We start from the raw sequence: 13,928 nt of genomic DNA, 5'->3' as shown, positions 1-13,928 counted from the left end.
GAGGGATCAACTGCCGGGCGCAACCGGCGCTGGATCAGTCGCGCACGACCAGCGCGTCGGGCGCGCCATGAGACCACGCCGCCTTCAGCAACTCGTCCAGACCGCCATGGCCGTCCGGATAGAGGTTGACCGCATACCAGTCATTGCCGTCGAGATCGGAGCGCTGGATTTCTATTCTGCCGAAGGGCTTTAGTGCCGAGGCCACACGTGTGGCTTCGGTGGCGTCGTCGAACGTGCCGGCGGCGACATAGTCGGCACTGGATGGCGCCGCTTGGCGGCCGGTGTTTTTCCACGACCGCAGGATGTCTGCGGGCGACATGCCGCTGTCGTCCAGAGCGGCAAAGACATCCGCGCGATGGACGCGTTCATCCGCATAGGACAGCGACGCCATGGCGAACGGCGATTGCGGCGGCAGGCTGATCTGCGGCCGTTCCGGCACGATCGGTCCAAAATCGGGCAGCGCCGGATCGCCGAAGGCCGGCTGCGCGGCCATCCGTCCCTGCATCGGTGCCGCGGCATCGGTCAGCTGACCTGGAAACGGCACGGCGGCCGCGCCGACCGGAAGGCTCGGCGAAGGCCCGTTCATGGCCACCATGACGCCGGTCGGCAGGCCGTCCGATGGGTCCGGTATGCGGTTGCCTGGATGGTAAGAGGCCATCAGGTACTGGTCGTCATTGCCGTCGAGCGGCGCGCGGCCGACATATTCGACCTTCACCTTCGCGGTACCGACCTTGTCGTAGTCCAGCATCTGCGCGGCTCGCTCCGAGACGTCGATGATGCGGCCCTCATGGTAGGGGCCGCGGTCATTGACGCGCACGATGACCGAACTGCCGGTTTCGAGGTTGGTGACGCGGGCATAGCTGGGCAGCGGCATGGTCGGATGCGCCGCCGTCAGATGCGCCATGTCGTAGACTTCGCCATTGGCGGTCAGCCGGCCATGGAAGGCGTCGCCATACCATGATGCCAGACCCACCTTGGCGTACTTCTTGTCTTCCTTGGGATAATACCACTTGCCGCGCACCTGATAGGGCTTGCCAAGCTGGTCGCGACCGCCGCCGCGCCGCATGAAGGCAGCGCGCGGACTGGCCTTCACCCCATATTCGGTCTCGGCGAAATATTCCTTGGAGCGGGTCTTCTTGTAGACCATCCCTTTCGGCTCGGGCTGCGACGCGCAAGCGGCGAGCAATGCAGCAGACGCTGCAAACAACGCAACCGTGGCAACGCGACAAAGACGCGGGTGCGTCACAGCCTGCATTCTTGATTGCCCCCTAAATCTCATGAAGACGTCGCATCCGACCATCAGAGGAGCCAAAGCACTCACTCGACAATGCCAACGACGCCTCGAACCCCGATCCTTTGTGCGCAGGAATTGTTTATCACGGTATTAACCGATTGTGGCCGGAACCGGGCAAGATTGTGACGCCGCCTGTCCTGTCCTAGGCTCAGGGAGCGACCTGCTCATGCAAGCCGGTTGACAGGCCTTTACCGGGCACACTAGAGCAGTGGCCGGCAGTCGCTGGAGGGATGGCCGAGCGGTTTAAGGCACCGGTCTTGAAAACCGGCGTGGGCGCAAGTTCACCGTGGGTTCGAATCCCACTCCCTCCGCCATAACGTCTATGAATCAGATAGGGACCCGACCGCTATCCCCAGCCCGCTTGGCTGCGGTGGTGCCGCAACATCTTCACCAATCATCCGCGGGTGCCATGGTCGAGTTCGACACGGGCATCTGGGGCCGCCGATTTGAGAGCCGATAAGGGGTGACTGCAAGGGCCGTAAAGCGTCTTGTGGTTACCATCCACGATGATTTTGGGCACGGTGGGCACAGGGAACCGGTAGCTATCCACCGCGTTCTCTCGGCATGCTCAAGAAAATCGCCTTTGCCGCCGTGCTTGTTCAAGTTGCAGCCTTGTCAGCCCTCCTGACGCAAACATTCCTCCTTGCATCCACGCCTACCCAAGCGGCCAGTGTGCAAGGCGAGCCCGTGGTGGCCGTTACGGCATCGGAATGCGCCAAGGCGACATGGCCTAATATTCCCGTTCAGTGCCTTGAGAGGGTTGAGGCGAGAGCGCAATAAAACTGGAGAAACGCAAGCCGGCGGGCCGCCTCTGACACACGGAATTGTTCCATTGCGTCCAAGGCGATCATTGCCATCGTCGAAAGCTATAGATTACTGCTGACGCCCGACCGGCGAAACTGTCACGATTAACGAATCATTGACCGCGCTGTCCTATTCTGAGACAGCGCGGTCAAATCCCAACCGGACTGCGCAGGCGGCTCCGGCAACCCAGCCCCCGCCGCACTGTCGGAGCCGCCACCATACAATGGAATAAATACCAGCAATGGTTGAATCAACCGTTACTGCAGTTGTTGCAACTAGAACGAACGACATCCACCGTTCCGCACCATTCCACCTAGCGCTCCCGGTTCAAAAAACCGCAGGACGTCATAGGAGCCAAAAAAGCCCGCCGGGCGGAGCCAGTCCGCTCAGCGTGACAAACAGGAGACTGATAGCGAATCCGTTTCGATTTATGCTCTGAGCATGGAATGCGCCGCCTTCGATGACATCGCCAGCGCCCTGGCAGCCCGCAAACGGCAAACCGCAATGGGAAGCGCTATAGCAGCGAGTCCTGCTCTAGCTCCCTCTCGCAAGGCGTGGGCCGTGCCACAGCCGGCTGACACTCTACAGAAGAGCCGAGCAGTCTACCTGATCGCGCATCGAGGCTAGATCGTCGCGAACGAGCCATTCCGAGTAAGCCCTCAGTCGCCTGAGGCCAGCGGTCTTGGCGTCTCGCTCCGTTCGCTCGGCTTCCAGCGTTGCTGACGCTGGAAGCCACGCGATGCATTTAGGCTTCGGACGGTACCGAAGTGATCCGACAATTTGATCCTTCACCGGCCATTCCCCTCGTACGCCCTGTGAAGCTTTCACATGTGGCGGGGTAAGTCGTCCGTCATTGTGATGATGTCACGGCCAACTGCTATGCGTTAGCAATCGCTTGTTCCCCTCTGGACTATCGCCGTGCCGACCGCGTTGGTCCCCGGCTGGTTCCAATGGCGGCACCTCCCAGCTGCGCGGGTGCAAAAGCCTTCGGCCGGGACAGGAGGCAGTTCAAAGGGGCGAACCGATAACAGGGAAGCGGACCAGTTCCGAACCTTCATGACCGGCACATATTTTTCAACCCACCAGCAAAAGGCCCGCTAGGTGGGAACCGGCGGGCAAGTTCTGGAGTGCTGGGATCAACCAGCATAGGTCAACGATGGGCGGCGAAGTTGGTTGCGGGGGCGACCCAACCGTAGACGGCTATTTCGACTCCACGCCCGGCTCAGGCTGAATGTCGATCGTGTCGCCATCTCCATGCACGGCATCACGGTCCCAGTCATTGGTCTTGTCAGGTGTTTTGGCAACCGCTTTTCGGGTGTCCCTTCCTCGGTCCTTGCGGGGTTCTGGACCTGGCAGTTCGCGTGATGACTTCGGCTCCACATGCGCCTCCTGTTCTCTACCAAAACAAAGTCGGGGGGCTCGGGTTCCAACAAAGCAAAGCCCGCCGCCTCCGAGAGGAGCGCAGCGGGCCATTCGGCTAGGAGTTGAGGGGACATCTCCACGCTGCCAAAACAACAGATCGGCAGCGGATTGCCTGATGACGGGACCGTGAGATAGCGTGTTAGCCCAACAGCCGCCGCAACCGCTCCGCCCCGGCAAACGATCGGCGTTTGCTATTTGGCTTTTAGCCGGAGACATGTCAGCCAAATTTTTTGGCTCGGTCGCTTTTCGCTGCGCGTTCGTCTGGTGGCCCCGACGCTTGGTGCAACCCGACCGTCTCCCGCCGTTTGAATGATGCCGTTTCTGGAAGCTGGCGTATTAACGGTCAAGCTGGCGGGTAATCATCCCAACCCAACACCGCTGGTCAGGCCCGGCGGCGTCCCACCCCTCCTCGCCGGGCCGCCCGCATGTTGCACAAAGGCGAAGGTCGCCACCTTGCTCAGTCGGACTGCTGTGTGCGCTCCGCGATGGCAAACGCCTGCAGGTTCCTGGCCTTGCCGATGTCCCGGTCGGCGTTCGCGATGATCGAAAAGAAGGCTGCTCTGGCGATATCCTTCTTGGAGGCCTTGGGGTGCGCTTTCCGGGCAGCCTTGACGAGCTGCTTGGGAGACATGTCGGGCGTGACGATCCTCATGAGGGTATCGCCGATCGCACTCATTTCGCTTGCATCCATGATGGGCGTCCCTGCGCTGACCGCAATGCCACAATAGCAAGGACAACTCGCGACCGACAATATGGTTCTGAAATGAAAAACCCCGCCGGCAGGGACCGGAGGGGTTAGTCCTGGGAGGACGCGCGTTGCGCTGCGTTCGACAAGCGCGCATTGTCCAGATATCGCGCGGTTGCGACACCGATGTGACACAAGGACAGATGGCTGCGTACGCCCTTCGCAAGGACGATCGGTACGCGTCTCGCGGTCTTGCGACATCGGTGGCGATCACATGCCGGCCATAAGCATTATCGGAGATCCCTTCAGCCTTTGGAAAGGGAGATGTGGTTCTGCTGAGGAGTTGAAGCGCTGGCGGCGTGCCGGCGACAGGCTGGGCGATAGGGGCGGATGGACATCTTTGGCATCAAGGCGCTTTTGATCTGTGCGCTGATCTTCATTCCGTTCGAACATCTGTTTGCCGAGCAGCCGCAGAAGGTCCTCCGCAAAGGCTTGGATGTCGATTTGATTTATGTGCTGTTCAACACCTTCGTCATAAAGGCAGCCATGGCCATGATGGCGCTCGGCACCCTCGAAGCCGCCGCGATCCTTGTCCCGCAATCGGTAACGCGGGCCGTCAGCGGCCAGCCCATCTGGCTGCAGGTTGCGGAAATGATCCTGATCACCGATATCGGCGTCTATTGGGCGCATCGGGCCTTCCATAAAATCCCCGCTCTCTGGAAATTCCATGCGATACACCATGGCATTGAGGAGCTGGACTGGCTCGGCGCTTTCCATTCCCACCCGGTCGACGCGATCGTCACAAAGGCAATATCTTTGACGCCGATCTACCTCCTTGGCTTCTCCGACGCCTCGCTCGCCGTCTTTTCGCTTATCTACTTCGGCCACACGATGCTTGTTCATTCAAACCTGCGGATTGCGTTCGGCCCCTTCAAGTGGTTGATCGCCAGCCCGCAGTTCCATCGCTGGCACCATGCCAACCAGCGCACAGCTTACGACAAGAACTTCGCCGGCCAATTGCCGTTCCTCGACGTGATATTCGGCACCTACAATGCCACCGGCAACAAGCTGCCCGAGAAATACGGCGTCGATGATCCCATCCCCTCCAGCTATTTCGGCCAGCTCGGCTACCCGTTCTTGCCTCACAGGAAGCCCTCGAAACGGGCAGCGCCGAGCGTCGAAGCAGGCTGGTTGCCGGACACGCCGGGCATCGAGCGTGTCGACAGATGAGTTCGGGGCGATGGTGCCGAGGCCTTTCGTGGCGAATCGGCTAAGCCTCGAGGCATGAACGAGACCTCACTCTACGCGCCGGTGAAGCGTTTCCTCGAAAACCTCAACTTCGTCGTGAAAGGGGAAATCGGCGGTTGCGACATCGTCGCGCTGCGCGAGGGGGAGCCGCCGATCGTCGTCATCTGCGAGCTGAAGCTGCAGTTCAATCTCGAACTGGTTCTGCAGGGCGTCGACCGTGCGGCTGCTTGCGATGAAGTTTGGCTGGCGGCGCGCATGTCGGCGCGGGGCAAGGGGCGCGAAAGCGATGCCAGGTTCCGCAATCTCTGCCGTCGGCTTGGCTTCGGCCTGCTCGCGGTGACCGCCAATGACAGGGTCGAAGTGCTTCTCAGTCCGGTCGCCCAGGCACCGCGCAAAAATGCGCGACGGCGTTCTCGCCTTGTCGATGAGCATCAGCGCCGCCGCGGCGATCCTGTCGCTGGCGGCGGATCGCGCACTCCGATCATGACCGCCTACCGGCAGAGCGCCCTCGCCTGCGCCGCCGCGCTTGCGGACGGCCCCAAACGGCCGCGCGATCTGAAAGCCTTGACGTCGATCGCGCCGAAGATTCTTCAGCACAATGTCTATGGCTGGTTCGCAAGGGTCGAGCGTGGTCTCTATGATCTCACGGATGCCGGCCGAGCTTCGCTGGTTCGTTGGCCGCAGGTCGCGCACGATGAAGCCCGACACGAGATTTTGATTGCGCCGGACCTCTGAATGCCAGGGTTTGCCGAGCATGAACCGCCGCTATTGGTTGATTTTTCAGACAAAACATGTTGCTTGTCCCGCCCATGAAGACACTCTGCATGATGGCCATTGCGTCCCTGACGCTGGCCTTTCCGGCCAGTGCGATGGACAACGCTTTGCGCGCCGGGCTGATGAAACTTGATCCGCAAACCCGCCTCGAACAGCGTTGCGATGCCGAAATCCTGGACCGGATCACCCACGATGATCGCAAGTTCAAGGCCGACCGCGTCGTCGCTTACGCCTTCGCGACGCCGGAGATGAGCGCCGACGCAATCCGGAGTCCCGGTGCGGCGTTCCGCAGCAAGGGGCAATGGTACCGGCTCAAATTCAAATGCCAGACGGGACCGGACCATATGGAAGTTCTCCAGCTCCGCTATCGGATCGGGGACGAGATTCCGGAAGCCGACTGGGCGAAATACAATCTCTACGATTAGGTTCTCGCGGGCTTGCGCCCGCCTCCGGCTTGTGCCGGCGGCTGTCGAGAACCTCCCGCAATTCCACCGCCACGAAAATGGTTTTCCAGCGTTGCCCGTTGCCGCACTTGACGCCAGCGGACCATGCCTTTAGGCCCGTTCGGACGATCGACGACGAACACTCGACGAAGGGCTTCCAGGTCGATGGAAATATTTACCGCCGCGGGCTTTTCGGCTCTCCTTCAGGTCATCGCCATCGACCTTGCGCTCGCGGGCGACAATGCCATCGTTATCGGCCTTGCCGCTGCCGGCCTGCCGGCCAGCCAGCGCCAGCGAGCCATTCTTGTCGGCATCGCGGCGGCCACCGTTCTTCGCATTTTCTTCGCCCTGATCACGCAATGGCTGCTGACCATTGGTCCCATGCTGCTTATCGGCGGCGGCCTGCTTTTGCTGTGGGTTTGCTGGAAGATGTGGCGCGAATTGCGTGTCAGCCACGACGATGAGCGCGACGCCACCGAAGCGCTGTCGAACGGCGACTTCGACAAGGATGGCGTCATTGGCGGCAAGGGGCCGAGCAAAACCTTCTCGCAGGCCGCTTGGCAGATCGTCATTGCCGACGTCTCGATGTCGCTCGACAATGTTCTGGCCGTCGCGGGAGCGGCTATGAACCATCCGACGGTGCTGATTGTCGGGCTGGCGCTGTCGATCGGTTTGATGGGCTTTGCCGCGTCATTCGTCGCACGCTTGCTGCACAAATACCGCTGGATTGCCTATATCGGCCTGGTCATCATCCTCTATGTCGCGGTCAAGATGCTGCTGGACGGAGCCGTGCAGCAATTCCCCGATCATTTCGCTTTCCTGTCACCCTGGTTCGGGTCGAACGGGCACTGACGCACATGCCGGGCCGCAGGGCTCCGTTTGCCTGATTGAGCAAGCCGTGCTATTGCGCCGCCCAAATTGAGCTCCTGCCAGGAGCCATGCCAACCGTCATATGTTGAGACTGCGGGCCGGATCGGTGTTTCCGGTTCGCGTCCATTGGAAAATTGCCCATGTCCGCCCCACGCGTCAGCTTCGTCAGTCTCGGATGTCCCAAGGCCCTTGTCGATTCCGAGCGCATCATCACGCGTCTGCGGGCCGAGGGCTATGAGATCGCCCGCAAACATGACGGCGCCGATCTCGTTGTCGTCAACACCTGTGGCTTTCTCGACTCCGCCCGCGACGAGTCGCTCAACGCCATTGGCTCGGCACTGTCGGAAAACGGCAGGGTCATCGTCACCGGCTGTCTGGGCGCCGAGCCGGACGTGATCCGCCAGAAGCACCCCAACGTGCTGGCGATCACCGGCCCGCAGGCCTATGAGAGCGTGATGGCCGCGGTCCATGAGGCCGCCCCTCCCTCACACGATCCCTACATCGACCTGCTGCCGCCGCAAGGCGTCAAGCTGACGCCGCGCCATTATGCCTATTTGAAGATTTCGGAAGGCTGCAACAACCGTTGCACCTTCTGCATCATTCCGGCACTGCGCGGCGATCTCGTCTCGCGGCCGGCCGCCGATGTGCTGCGCGAAGCCGAGAAACTGGCCAAGGCCGGCGTCAAGGAACTGCTCGTCATCTCGCAGGATACCAGCGCCTACGGCATCGACATCAAGTACCAGACGTCCATGTTCGGCGACCGCGAAGTGCGGGCGAAATTCCTCGATCTCTCGGAGGAATTGGGCAAGCTCGGCATCTGGGTGCGCATGCATTATGTCTACCCCTATCCGCACGTCGCCGACGTCATCCCGCTGATGGCCGAAGGAAAAATCCTTCCCTACCTGGACATCCCCTTCCAGCATGCCTCGCCACAGGTGCTGAAGAACATGCGCCGGCCCGCTCATGGCGAGAAGACGCTCGAGCGCATTCGCGGCTGGCGCGACGTGTGCCCGGATCTCGCCATCCGCTCGACCTTCATCGTCGGCTTCCCCGGCGAAACGGATGACGACTTCGAGATGCTGCTCGATTGGCTGGATGAAGCGAAAATCGATCGCGCCGGCTGCTTCAAATACGAGCCGGTCAGAGGCGCCCGCTCCAACGAGCTCGGGCTTGAGCAGGTGCCGCAGGAGATCAAGGAAGCGCGCTGGCATCGCTTCATGCAGCGCCAGCAGAAGATCTCGGCAGCGCAGCTGGCCAGGAAGGTCGGCAAGCGTCTGCCGGTGCTGATCGACGAGGCGCACGGCACTTCGGCAAAGGGTCGCACCAAATATGATGCGCCCGAGATCGATGGTTCGGTCCACATCCAGTCGCGTCGCCCGATGCGCGCCGGCGACATCGTCACCGTCAAGATCGAGCGCGCGGACGCTTACGATCTCTACGGCTCGGCTGTCTGAGCCTTCCGTCAAGTTCACCATCCAAATGAAAAAGGGCGCCTCGCGGCGCCCTTCCCATAGAGACGTGGCGTGCTGCCTATTGCGGCAACTTGTCGTCGACGCCCTTGACGTAGAAATTCATGCCGAGCAGCGTGCCGTCGTCGGCGACCTCGCCGTCCTTCAGCCATGCCGAGCCGTCCTGCTTGGCGATCGGCCCGGTGAAGGGGTTCCAGCCTCCGGCGATCTTCTTTTCGGTCGCTTCGGCCATCGCCTTAACGTCGTCGGGCATGTTGGTGTAGGGCGCGAGCTTGACCGCGCCGTCCTTGATGCCGAGCCAGACATTATCCGGCTTCCAGGTGCCGTCGATGGCCGCCTGCACGCGGCTGATATAATACGGACCCCATTCGTCCGTCAGCGAGGTCAGCTGCGCGTTGGGCGCGAACTTGATCATGTCGGACGACTGGCCGAAGCCGTGCAGCTTGCGCTCCTCGGCCACCTGCAGGGCCGCGGTCGAGTCGGTGTGCTGGACGATGATGTCGGCGCCCTGGTCGAACAGCGCCTTGGCGGCGTCGGCTTCCTTGCCCGGATCGAACCACGAATTGACCCAGACGATCTTGGCCTTGAAGTTCGGATTGATCGACTGCGCGCCGAGCATGAAGGAGTTGATCCCCATCACCACTTCCGGGATCGGGAAGGAGACGATGTAGCCGGCGACGCCGGACTTCGATTCCTTGGCGGCGATCTGGCCGAGCACGTAGCGGCCTTCATAGAAGCGGGCATTGTAGATGCCGAGATTGTCCCCGGTCTTGTAGCCGGTGGCGTGCTCGAACATCACCTTGGGAAACTTCTTGGCGACCTTCACTTCGGCGTCCATGAAGCCGAACGAGGTGCCGAAGATGATCTTGCAGCCTTCGCGCGCCAGGCGCTCGAAAGCGCGATCGGCATCGGGGCCTTCGGAGACGTTTTCCAGGTAAGCAGTCTCGACCTTGTCGCCGAGCGCCTTCTCGACCTCGAGGCGTCCCTGGTCGTGCTGGTAGGAATAGCCGAAATCGCCGATCGGGCCGGTGTAGACCCAGCAGGCCTTCAACTTGTCGGCGGCCTCCGCAGACACGGCCAGCGACAAAGCCGCTGTCGTCGTCATCAGGGCAATAAGCAGTTTTTTCATTGTGTTACCTCTCTGAGTTAAGCCTTGGAGCTTCCCGTCTTGTTCTTGTTGTCAACGATCCGGAACGAATGGCTGCCCCAGGGATGCCGGCGTGTTCATCATCGTCAGACGCTTGTTGCGCGAGATTAGAACGAGAACCACGACGGTTGCCAGATAGGGCAGAGAAGAAAGCATCTGCGAGGGCACTGGAATGCCAAAAGCCTGTGCATGAAGCTGGCCGATCCACACCGCGCCGAAGATGTAGGCGCCGGCCAGTACCCGCCATGGCCGCCAGGACGCGAACACCACCAGTGCGAGCGCGATCCAGCCTCGGCCTGCGGACATGTTCTCGACCCACTGTGGCGTATAGACGAGCGACAGATGCCCACCGGCAAGACCGGCGCAGGCACCCCCGAAGATGACCGAGAGATAGCGGTAACGGATGACCTTGATGCCGAGCGCATGCGCCGACGTGTGGCTGTCGCCGATCGAGCGCAGCGTGAGGCCGGTACGCGTCTTGAACAGGAACCACATCACCGCGGCCGTCAGCGCGATCGAAATGTAGAAGATCGGATCCTGGCCAAAAAGAAGCCTGCCCACGACCGGTATGGAACTGAGGCCGGGAATATCGAGATTGGGCAGCCTGACGCCGGGCTGGCCGACGAAGCTTGTTCCCATCATGCCGGAAAGGCCGAGACCAAGCAGCGTCAGTGACAGGCCTGTTGCCACCTGGTTGGTGGCCAGCGACAGCGTCATCACGGCAAAAAGCAAGGAGAACAGCGCGCCCACGACGATCGCCGCCAGCAGGCCGATCCAGGGCGATCCCGTCAGATAGCCGGCCCCGAAGCCGCCGACGGCGCCCATGACCATCATGCCTTCGACACCGAGGTTGAGCACGCCGGAACGTTCGACCACCAGTTCGCCTATCGCCGCGATCAAAAGCGGCGTCGCCGCCGTGGCGATGGTCAGGAGGATGTTGACGGTGATGTCCATCAGCGGGCTTCCTTCAACTTTGGTGCGGCCTCGAGCTTCGCGGGCGTTTCCTGTTTCGTCAGCGCCAGACCGATCAAGCGGATGCGGTAATGAATGAGCGTGTCGCAGCCGAGCACGAAGAACAGCAGCATGCCCTGGAACACCCTCGCCACCTTGTCGGAAATGCCGAGTGCGCTTTGCACGGCCTCGCCGCCGAGATAGGTCAGGGCCAGCACCAGGCCCGCGGCGACGATGCCGAGCGGGTTGAGGCGGCCGAGGAACGCCACGATGATGGCCGTGAAGCCATACCCGGGCGAAATCACGGGCTGAAGTTGCCCGATGGCGCCGGAAACTTCGGAGATGCCGGCAAGGCCGGCCAGCGCTCCCGATAGCAGGAAGGCAAAGAACACCATCCGGTTGAGGCCGAAGCCGGCGAAGCGCCCTGCCCTTGGGCTGGAGCCCAGCACGCGGACCTCGAAGCCCTTGAGCATGCGGCCCATCAGGATCCAGATCAGCACCGCGGCCACCAGGGCGAACACAAACCCCCAATTGGCGCGCCCGGCATCGGGCATCAGTTCCGGCAGCACGGCCGCGTCGCCGAACTGGATCGTCTGCGGAAAGCCGTGGCCCTGCGGATCGCGCCAGGGACCCCGCACCAGCCAGTCGAGGAAGAGCTGCGCGACATAGACCAGCATGAGGCTGGTCAGGATCTCGTTGGTATTGAACCGGGTCTTCAGCAAGGCCGGGATCGCCGCGTAGGCCGCACCGCCGACCATGCCGAGCAGAAGCATCAGCGGCAGCACCAGCGGGCCATCGAATTGCGGGAACAGCACGGGAATGATCGAGCCGAAGATTGCCCCGAAGATGAACTGGCCTTCGGCGCCGATGTTCCAGATGTTGGCCTTGTAGCAGACCGACAGGCCGACAGCGATCAGGATCAGCGGCGCTGCCTTGATCGCCAGCTCATGCAACTGCCAGACCTGGCTGATCGGCTCGATGAAATAGATATGGAAGGCATTCAGCGGGTTGACGCCGAGCAGCGCGAACAGAACCGCGCCGGCAATGATGGTCAGCGCGAAGGCGATGAACGGCGACAGCATCGAAAACAGCGCCGAGCGCTGCGGGCGTTTGACAAGTTCGAGGCGCATCATGCCGTCTCCAGCGTATGTTCGGCGTGGCCGGGCTCGGCGCCACCCATCAGCAAGCCGACCTTCTCGAAAGTCGCTTCGGCGATCGGCATCGGCCTGGACAATTCTCCATTGTGCATGACGGCGATCGCGTCCGATATTTCGAACAGCTCGTCGAGATCCTGGCTGATCACCAGCACCGCCGATCCGCTGCGAGAGAGCTCGATCAAGGCCTGACGGATGTGCGCTGCGGCTCCTGCGTCGACACCCCATGTCGGCTGGTTCACCACCATCACGCTTGGCCGGCGGTCGAGTTCGCGGCCGACGATGAATTTCTGCAGATTGCCGCCCGAAAGTGCTGCCGCTTCAGGATCCGGCGCGCTCTTGCGCACATCCATCGCCTCGATGATGCGTTGCGATGCGGCATAGACGGCGCCGCTCTTGACCATGCCGCCGGTGCCGACAAAAGCCTTGCCATCCGTGGCATGGCGCGACAGCAGGAGGTTTTCCGAGAGCTTCATGCGCGGCGCGGCGCCATGGCCGAGACGCTCCTCCGGCACGAACGCGGCCCCCAACAGGCGCCGCCCGGTAATGGTGAGGCTGCCGGCGTTCTTGCCGCGGATGCGCACCGAAGCGGCATCCTGCTGCAAAACCTCGCCGGAGACGGATTCGAAGAACTCGCCCTGGCCGTTGCCGGCGACACCGGCAATGCCGATCACCTCGCCAGCGCGGACATTGAGGCTGATGTTCTTGAGCGGAATGGAAAACGGCGTTGCCGGCTTGCGGTTGAGGTTGAGGATTTCGAGCAGCGGCTGCGCGGTTTCGATCCCCTCGACCGGCGCGCGCACCACGGCCTGCACTTCGTTGCCGACCATCATGCGGGCGAGCGATGAGGCTGTCTCCTCGCGCGGGTTGCAGTGACCGACCACCTTGCCGTGCCGCAACACCGTGGCGCGGTCGCAGATGCGTTTGACCTCTTCAAGCCGGTGCGAAATGTAGAGGATCGATTTGCCTTCCGCGCGCAAGCGCTCCAGCGTCTCGAACAGCTTGTCCGCCTCCTGCGGCGTCAGCACCGATGTCGGCTCGTCCAGGATGATGAGCTGCGGCGTCTGCAGCAGGCAGCGGATGATCTCGATGCGCTGGCGCTCGCCGACGGACAGATCGCCGACCAGCGATTCCGGATCGAGCGGCAGGCCGTAGCTGTAGGAAAGCGCCCTCGCCTTGGCCGCGATGCTGCCGATCGGCGAGCCGTCATCCAGCGACAGCGCGATGTTCTCGGCGGCCGTCAGGGCTTCGAACAGGGAAAAATGCTGGAAAACCATGCCGATGCCGAGCTTTTTGGCAACGCCTGGGCTGGTGATCCGCACTGCCTGGCCGTTCCAGAAAATCTCGCCGGAATTGGGTTCCAGCGAGCCGAACAGCATCTTGACCAGCGTCGATTTGCCGGCGCCGTTCTCGCCGAGCAAAGCGTGGATTTCACCTTTGGCGATGTTGAGATCGATATGATCGCACGCTGTCAGCGTGCCGAATATCTTGGTCAGGCCACGAACCTCGAGCAGGTTCGCCCCATCATGATTTGCACTCACAGTGCCTCCCATCCGGATTACCGGACATGTTCTGTGTTCCCGCAAGCATCGTATGCGCGGCCGGCTCTCGTGCGAAAGCAGCACCCAACTTGAAAGAGCTTCAAGAATTTCAGCGGAAACTCAAGG

The 13,928-nt window shown here is 61.8% G+C and carries 11 protein-coding genes and 1 tRNA gene; 6 read left to right on the top strand and 6 right to left on the bottom strand.

The genetic code is table 11. The annotated features are described in order from the left end of the window. Positions 1–34: 34 nt before the first annotated feature. Positions 35–1,255 (bottom strand): septal ring lytic transglycosylase RlpA family protein, encoded by a 1,221-nt coding sequence (locus LB555_RS27015; protein ID WP_224684177.1) that lies wholly within the window; start codon positions 1,253–1,255, stop codon positions 35–37. A gap of 263 nt (positions 1,256–1,518) precedes the next feature. On the opposite strand from LB555_RS27015, the gene LB555_RS27010 reads away from it, so the two are divergent. After that, positions 1,519–1,608, top strand: a tRNA-Ser gene (locus LB555_RS27010). Between the two features lie 2,369 nt (positions 1,609–3,977). Here the strand turns inward: LB555_RS27010 and LB555_RS27005 are convergent. Continuing rightward, positions 3,978–4,211: a hypothetical protein gene (locus tag LB555_RS27005; RefSeq protein ID WP_023784107.1), complete on the bottom strand. Its 234-nt coding sequence runs from the start codon at positions 4,209–4,211 to the stop codon at positions 3,978–3,980. A gap of 384 nt (positions 4,212–4,595) precedes the next feature. Here LB555_RS27005 and LB555_RS27000 point away from each other — a divergent pair, with 384 nt between their 5' ends. The 5 genes from LB555_RS27000 (at position 4,596) to rimO (ending at position 8,994) form a co-directional block, all read left to right on the top strand. Further along, positions 4,596–5,435 (top strand): sterol desaturase family protein, encoded by an 840-nt coding sequence (locus LB555_RS27000; RefSeq protein WP_224684176.1) that lies wholly within the window; start codon positions 4,596–4,598, stop codon positions 5,433–5,435. Positions 5,436–5,489: 54 nt separating this feature from the next. Further along, a complete protein-coding gene (locus LB555_RS26995; RefSeq protein WP_224684175.1) occupies positions 5,490–6,188 on the top strand; it encodes a DUF2161 domain-containing phosphodiesterase in 699 nt (232 codons plus the stop codon). A 56-nt stretch (positions 6,189–6,244) separates the two neighbouring features. Further along, positions 6,245–6,652, top strand: a complete 408-nt coding sequence (locus LB555_RS26990) for a DUF930 domain-containing protein (RefSeq protein ID WP_041163455.1) — start codon at positions 6,245–6,247, stop codon at positions 6,650–6,652. 183 nt (positions 6,653–6,835) lie between these two features. After that, positions 6,836–7,522, top strand: a complete 687-nt coding sequence (locus LB555_RS26985; RefSeq protein ID WP_224684174.1) for a TerC family protein — start codon at positions 6,836–6,838, stop codon at positions 7,520–7,522. Between the two features lie 158 nt (positions 7,523–7,680). Beyond that, the gene (gene rimO, locus LB555_RS26980; protein WP_224684173.1) at positions 7,681–8,994 is read left to right on the top strand and encodes a 30S ribosomal protein S12 methylthiotransferase RimO; all 1,314 of its coding nucleotides are present in this window, start codon (positions 7,681–7,683) and stop codon (positions 8,992–8,994) included. 76 nt (positions 8,995–9,070) lie between these two features. On the opposite strand, the gene LB555_RS26975 is transcribed toward rimO, so the two are convergent. The 4 genes from LB555_RS26975 to LB555_RS26960 are packed head-to-tail and all read right to left on the bottom strand — an operon-like array spanning position 9,071 to position 13,814. After that, a complete protein-coding gene (locus tag LB555_RS26975) occupies positions 9,071–10,138 on the bottom strand; it encodes a BMP family ABC transporter substrate-binding protein (protein ID WP_015317891.1) in 1,068 nt (355 codons plus the stop codon). Between the two features lie 51 nt (positions 10,139–10,189). Continuing rightward, entirely contained in the window at positions 10,190–11,110 is a 921-nt protein-coding gene (locus LB555_RS26970) for an ABC transporter permease (RefSeq protein WP_140824440.1), read from the bottom strand. Continuing rightward, the gene (locus tag LB555_RS26965; RefSeq protein WP_140824441.1) at positions 11,110–12,240 is read right to left on the bottom strand and encodes an ABC transporter permease; all 1,131 of its coding nucleotides are present in this window, start codon (positions 12,238–12,240) and stop codon (positions 11,110–11,112) included. The genes LB555_RS26970 and LB555_RS26965 overlap by 1 nt, the downstream gene beginning before the upstream one ends. Then, complete coding sequence (locus LB555_RS26960; protein ID WP_181166499.1) at positions 12,237–13,814, bottom strand: ABC transporter ATP-binding protein; 1,578 nt, start codon at positions 13,812–13,814, stop codon at positions 12,237–12,239. The genes LB555_RS26965 and LB555_RS26960 overlap by 4 nt, the downstream gene beginning before the upstream one ends. Positions 13,815–13,928: the final 114 nt, after the last annotated feature.

Origin of the sequence: Mesorhizobium sp. BR-1-1-10, assembly GCF_020165595.1 — a bacterium.
Lineage (GTDB): Bacteria > Pseudomonadota > Alphaproteobacteria > Rhizobiales > Rhizobiaceae > Mesorhizobium > Mesorhizobium australicum.
Note: the sequence above shows the minus strand (reverse complement) of the source record. Positions and strands in the feature narration are given on the sequence as shown.

What these genes read in the sequence shown, in the direction of transcription:
- LB555_RS27015 (WP_224684177.1), bottom strand. Translation starts at nt 1,255, where the DNA reads ATGCAGGCTGTGACGCACCCGCGTCTTTGTCGCGTTGCCACGGTTGCG.
- LB555_RS27005 (WP_023784107.1), bottom strand. Translation starts at nt 4,211, where the DNA reads ATGGATGCAAGCGAAATGAGTGCGATCGGCGATACCCTCATGAGGATC.
- LB555_RS27000 (WP_224684176.1), top strand. Translation starts at nt 4,596, where the DNA reads ATGGACATCTTTGGCATCAAGGCGCTTTTGATCTGTGCGCTGATCTTC.
- LB555_RS26995 (WP_224684175.1), top strand. Translation starts at nt 5,490, where the DNA reads ATGAACGAGACCTCACTCTACGCGCCGGTGAAGCGTTTCCTCGAAAAC.
- LB555_RS26990 (WP_041163455.1), top strand. Translation starts at nt 6,245, where the DNA reads ATGTTGCTTGTCCCGCCCATGAAGACACTCTGCATGATGGCCATTGCG.
- LB555_RS26985 (WP_224684174.1), top strand. Translation starts at nt 6,836, where the DNA reads ATGGAAATATTTACCGCCGCGGGCTTTTCGGCTCTCCTTCAGGTCATC.
- rimO (WP_224684173.1), top strand. Translation starts at nt 7,681, where the DNA reads ATGTCCGCCCCACGCGTCAGCTTCGTCAGTCTCGGATGTCCCAAGGCC.
- LB555_RS26975 (WP_015317891.1), bottom strand. Translation starts at nt 10,138, where the DNA reads ATGAAAAAACTGCTTATTGCCCTGATGACGACGACAGCGGCTTTGTCG.
- LB555_RS26970 (WP_140824440.1), bottom strand. Translation starts at nt 11,110, where the DNA reads ATGGACATCACCGTCAACATCCTCCTGACCATCGCCACGGCGGCGACG.
- LB555_RS26965 (WP_140824441.1), bottom strand. Translation starts at nt 12,240, where the DNA reads ATGATGCGCCTCGAACTTGTCAAACGCCCGCAGCGCTCGGCGCTGTTT.
- LB555_RS26960 (WP_181166499.1), bottom strand. Translation starts at nt 13,814, where the DNA reads ATGGGAGGCACTGTGAGTGCAAATCATGATGGGGCGAACCTGCTCGAG.